The organism is Delftia sp. ZNC0008, from assembly GCF_000799035.1.
Taxonomy (GTDB): domain Bacteria; phylum Pseudomonadota; class Gammaproteobacteria; order Burkholderiales; family Burkholderiaceae_C; genus Comamonas; species Comamonas tsuruhatensis.
Genome location: NZ_JTKZ01000618.1, coordinates 1 through 5572, shown reverse-complemented (window position 1 = coordinate 5572; position 5572 = coordinate 1). Strand labels below are relative to the sequence as shown.

Annotated in this window: 3 protein-coding genes; 1 reads left to right on the top strand and 2 read right to left on the bottom strand. The window is 67.2% G+C overall.

The genetic code is table 11. The features are described from left to right. Together L995_RS20250 and ettA are read right to left on the bottom strand one after the other, a co-directional pair. On the bottom strand, window positions 1–1892 hold a 1892-nt coding region (locus tag L995_RS20250), incomplete at its 3' end, for a DUF1631 family protein (RefSeq protein ID WP_047473268.1). A 60-nt stretch (window positions 1893–1952) separates the two neighbouring features. Then, window positions 1953–3614 carry an energy-dependent translational throttle protein EttA gene (gene ettA / locus L995_RS20245; RefSeq protein ID WP_016449924.1) on the bottom strand — a complete coding sequence of 554 codons (1662 nt, stop codon included), beginning with the start codon at window positions 3612–3614 and terminating at the stop codon, window positions 1953–1955. 267 nt (window positions 3615–3881) lie between these two features. On the opposite strand from ettA, the gene L995_RS20240 reads away from it, so the two are divergent. Continuing rightward, window positions 3882–5572: DEAD/DEAH box helicase (locus L995_RS20240; RefSeq protein WP_047473266.1), on the top strand; the 1691-nt coding region annotated here is incomplete at its 3' end.

Below are 5572 nucleotides of genomic sequence, written 5' to 3'. Positions count from 1 at the left end.
CTGCGCAGGCCGGCGCGCAGCCGGGCCTGCAGGCGCGGCGCCAGCGCCACCAGCCGGTCGGTATCGCGGCCGGCGTGTGCGGACACGCTCCACAGCAGGCTGGGCACCAGGGCGAGGTAGCCACCGGGGTCGCGGGCCTCGCTGCCGTCCACAGGCTCCTGGACGCTGGCAATCACCTGGGCCCACGGCCCCGTGGCGAATTCCAGGATGTCATCGGGTACGCCCTGGGCACTGGGCAGGCGCCGGATGGCGGCTGCGATCTGCTCGGCCCGGGGCATGACGGTTTCCGGCCAGCGCGGGTCCGCACGCCGCCCTTCCACGCGCCGGAGCGCGGCCGAGACGGGGCCGGTCACCGTGCCATCTTCAGGCGCTTCGCTCGGGCCCACGGGCTGCATGCCGCTGCCGCCCCAACCGTCACGCAGCTGCTGCAGCACCGTGGCAAAGGCCGATGCATCGGCGCGCTGCAGGGCCGCCAGCCGCTTGGCAGCGGAATCGGCCACCTGCAGGAACTGGCCATAGCCCGGTGCGGATTCACTGTCGAACCACAGGCTGCGCGCCGTCAGCTCGTCGAGCAACTGGCGCGCAGGGTGATTGCGGTCCTCGAAAAAGCGCGTGTCCTGGACCACCAGTTGCTGCAGCAGCGGCTCCAGCCGGCCCACCGTGCGCTGCACGGAAGGCAGCAGGCGCGTGTCGGCGGCCATGAAGCGCATCATGCGCTGCAGCGTGTGCAGCGCCGCGCCGTCGTCGGCGCGCGCGCCGGGGGGAGGCTCCTGCGGCTCCTGTGGCTGCAGGGCCTGCATCAGCTGCTCCAGCTGGGCCGAGTGGTGCTGCACGGACTCCAGCGCCATGCAGCTCAGCGAGGTCCAGCCTTCGGGCAGCGCCGCCAGCACGGTGGGTGCCGTCTCGCTGCCCTGCCAGGCGGTGGTCTGCAGCCGGCTTGCGCCGTCCATGGCCGGCGCAAACTGCCCGGGCACGGAATAGGCGGATGGTTGGGCCAGCATGGAAGAAGGCGCCGCAGCGGGCGCCTCGCGGTGTGAATCCATCCAGCGGGGGTCGGACAGCAGGGCGGCCACCAGGCGCCGCGTCAACTCATCTTCCTGCGCCTGCTGGCCGAAGGCGCCGTAGGCGCGGCTCTGTGCCACGGCATCGCCATAGTGTGAAGGCGCACGCCAGCGGTTCGGCCCCGGCATGTCGGTCTGGCGCCGGCCCGGCTCGGGCGGCGGTGCCACGCCATAGGCGGCAGGCTGCACGCCCTGGTCGCGCAGGGACTGGGCCACATGGCCGTACTCGGATACCAGCAATGCGCCCAGATGCTCGCGCATGAAGCCCAGCCAGCAGGCGGCGCATTCGGGCTCGACCCCGGTGTCGTCGATCACGCGCTGCAGCGCCTGCACATAGTTGTGGGGCCTGAGCGGGTTGCGTTCGGGCTGGACACGGTCCAGGCCCTGGATGGCGCTGACCAGGGCATCGAGCTCGGCCAGTGCGATCTCCACCTGCGGAGCCACATGCTGCAGCAGGCGCTGGTGGGCCAGCTGCGACTGCAGCACGGAGTCATCCAGCAGGGAGAGGGAGGCGAAATCGGTGGTGCCGGGCACACCGGACGCACCGGAGATGCCCGGCACCGGCGGCCAGGCGGCAGCGCCACCGGATTGGCCAAAGCATTCCAGCAGCGCCAGCCCATAGCCCTTGAGCATGGCGGCCCGGTGGCGGGCCAGCAATTCCAGCGCCTCGGGGATTTCAGCGCGGCGCGGCAGGCCGGAGCCAGGCAGCTCGGCCTGCTCCATGGCATGAGCCGTGCGCTGCAGCAGCCGCAGGATCAGCGCCTCCGAGCCGCGGACAGCCTGCACCAGGCAGGCCTGCAACGCGGCAACAGAAACGGGTGGAGGATTCATGGCCCGAAGAATACAGGCTCCAGCCCGTGCCGGAGGCGCTTTGAGGCTTGCCTTTGATGCTTACTTCAGTGCCTTGTAGCGCATGCGCTTGGGCTTGGCGCCTTCTTCGCCCAGACGCTTTTTCTTATCGGCTTCGTACTCCTGGTAGTTGCCGTCGAAATACACCCACTGCGAATCGCCTTCGGCGGCCAGGATGTGCGTGGCGATGCGGTCGAGGAACCAGCGATCGTGGGAGATCACCAGCACCGTGCCCGCGTACTCCAGCAGCGCATCTTCCAGCGCGCGCAGGGTTTCCACGTCCAGGTCGTTGGAGGGTTCGTCCAGCAGCAGCACGTTGCCGCCCTGGATCAGCGTCTTGGCCAGGTGCAGGCGGCCGCGCTCGCCGCCGGAGAGGTTGCCGACCTTCTTTTGCTGGTCCTGTCCGTTGAAGTTGAAGCGGCCTGCGTAGGCGCGCGAGGCCATCTGGAACTTGCCGACGTTGATGATGTCCAGCCCGCCCGAGATGTCTTCCCACACCGTCTTGTCGTTGGCCAGCGCGTCACGCGTCTGCTCCACATAGGCCATCTTGACCGTCTGGCCCACGATGACTTCGCCGGAATCGGCCTGCTCGCGCCCCGCGATCAGCTTGAACAGCGTGGACTTGCCGGCGCCGTTGGGGCCGATGATGCCGACGATGGCGCCAGCGGGGATGTTCATGGTCAGGTTGTCGATGAGCACGCGGTCGCCAAAGCTCTTGGTGACGTTGTTGAACTCGATGACCTGGGTGCCCAGGCGCTCGGCCACAGGAATGAAGATTTCCTGGGTTTCATTGCGCTTTTGGTATTCGAAATCGCTCAGTTCCTCGAAGCGCGCGATACGGGCCTTGGACTTGGCCTGGCGGCCCTTGGCGTTCTGGCGAACCCACTCCAGTTCCTTCTTTAGGGCCTTGGCACGGGCTTCCTCGCCCTTTTGCTCGGACTCCAGGCGGTTTTGCTTCTGGATCAGCCACTCGGAGTAGTTGCCCTTGTAGGGAATGCCGTGGCCACGGTCCAGTTCCAGGATCCACTCGGCGGCGTTGTCCAGGAAGTAGCGATCGTGGGTGATGGCCACCACGGTGCCGGTGAAGCGGTGCAGGAACTGCTCCAGCCATTCCACGGACTCGGCGTCCAAGTGGTTGGTGGGCTCGTCCAGCAGCAGCATGTCGGGCTTGGACAGCAGCAGCTTGCACAGCGCCACGCGGCGCTTCTCGCCGCCGGACAGTTTGCCGATCACGGCGTCCCAGGCCGGCAGGCGCAGGGCGTCGGCGGCGATCTCCAGCTGGTGCTCGGAGTCGGTGCCGGCAGCGGCGATCTTGGCTTCCAGCTCGCCTTGCTCGGCAGCCAGCGCGTCGAAGTCGGCGTCGGGCTCGGCGTAGGCGGCGTAGATTTCATCGAGGCGCGCGCGGGCCGCGTTGACTTCGGCCATGGCCTCTTCCACGGCCTGGCGCACCGTGTGCTCTGGATTGAGCTGAGGCTCCTGCGGCAGATAGCCGATGGACAGGCCCTGCATGGGCAGCGCCTCGCCTTCGAATTCCTTGTCCACCCCGGCCATGATCTTGAGCAGCGAGGACTTGCCAGAGCCGTTCAGACCCAGCACGCCGATCTTGGCGCCCGGGAAAAAGCTGAGAGAGATATCCTTCAAGATCTGCCGCTTGGGCGGCACGGTCTTGGTGAGGTGGTTCATCGAAAAAACGTATTGAGCCATTCTGGTCCGAGTACTTGAATCGTTGATTTCTGCAAAAACCGGGCAACAAATCGGTTGCACGCCAGCCGTGATTATCGGCGCATGCGACAATACCCTGCGTTGCGGGTTCCAGTTGCCCGTGACATCAGCATTCCAGCTGGGGACGATGGACGCTGTTTTCCAGGCTCCCGACATTGAACCTCATCCGCCTACGACTGGTCCGGCAACCGCCCTGGTTGCCTCGGCAGGCTGATACCCAGCGCCCCGGACGGGCGCATCTTTGATCACATGACATTTGAAGAACTGAATCTGGCTCCCGCCATTCTGAAGGCCGTGCTTGAGGAGGGTTACGAGAACCCGACTCCCATCCAGGCACAGGCCATTCCGGCGGTGCTCGCCGGCCACGACCTGCTGGCAGGCGCCCAGACCGGCACCGGCAAGACCGCGGCCTTCACCCTGCCCATGCTGCACCGCCTCTCGCAAGGCCAGGTGCCGCGCAACAAGTTCGGCGGCAAGGGCATCCGCGCCCTGGTGCTGACGCCCACGCGTGAACTCGCAGCGCAGGTCGAGGAATCGGTGCGCAGCTACGCGAAGTACCTGGACATCAACTCCACCGTCATCTTCGGCGGCGTGGGCATGAAGCCCCAGATCGACCGCATCAAGAAGGGCGTGGACATCCTGGTCGCCACGCCGGGCCGCCTGCTGGATCTGCAGCAGCAAGGCTTCATGGACCTGTCCACCGTCGAAGTCCTGGTGCTCGACGAAGCCGACCGCATGCTGGACATGGGCTTCATCCACGACGTCAAGAAGGTGCTGGCCCTGGTGCCCAAGGAAAAGCAAAGCCTGCTGTTCTCGGCCACCTTCAGCGACGAGATCCGCGACCTGGCCAACGGCCTGCTGCGCAATCCGCAGTCCATCCAGGTCACGCCCAGCAACACCACCGTGCAGCGCATCACCCAGGTGATCCACCCCGTGGGCCGCGGCAAGAAAAAGCAGGTGCTGCTGCACATCATCAACGAGAACAACTGGAGCCAGGTTCTGGTGTTCACGCGCACCAAGTTCGGCGCCAACAACGTTGCCGAATTCCTGACCAAGAACAACATCAGCGCCATGGCGCTGCACGGCAACAAGAGCCAGAGCGCACGCACCCAGGCACTGGCCGGCTTCAAGACCGGCGAGCTGCGCGCACTGGTGGCCACCGACATCGCTGCACGCGGCATCGACATCGATGAGCTGCCGCACGTCGTGAACTACGAAATCCCCAACGTCTCCGAAGACTACGTGCACCGCATCGGCCGCACGGGCCGTGCCGGGCGCGAAGGCCATGCCGTCAGCCTCGTGTGCATGGACGAAGAAGGCTTCATGATGGACATCGAGCGCTTCACCAAGCAGGAAATCCCCGTGCAGGTGCTCGAAGGCTTCGGCCCGGAAGAAGGCGAAGTGGCCGAACCCATCGCCATGGGCCGCCAGACCATCTGGGGCGGCGCGGGCAAGCCGCCCAGCCGTGACGTCATGCAGGCCGCCGCCAAGGCTGCGCGCCAGGAAATGATGGACCGCATCCGCACCAACAAGGCTGCCCAGCCCGACCGCGGCGGTCGTGCAGGCGGCCGTGGCCAGGCAGCACCCAAGGCAGGCTCGGACGAAGGCCGCTCCGAAGGCAGCGCAGGCGGCCAGGGCCGTGGCCGCAACCACGCCGGCGCAGGCGCCAACAACAAGCCGCGCCGCGACCGCTTCGACGGTCCGGGCAACGGCTCCGGCGCTGCTCACCGCCCCAAGGCAGGTCCCCAGAACGCCCCCCGTCGCGGCCCGCGTCCTGACGGCGAAGGCGGCGGTGGCCGTCGCTTCGACGACCAGCCCCCGCGCGCTGATGCCCACCTGGGCACGCAGCTCGGCCATGCACGCAGCAGCGGACCGCGCGGCGGTGCCGGTGGCGGCCAACCCGACCCGATGCGCACCAGCGTGGACACCATGGCACGCGG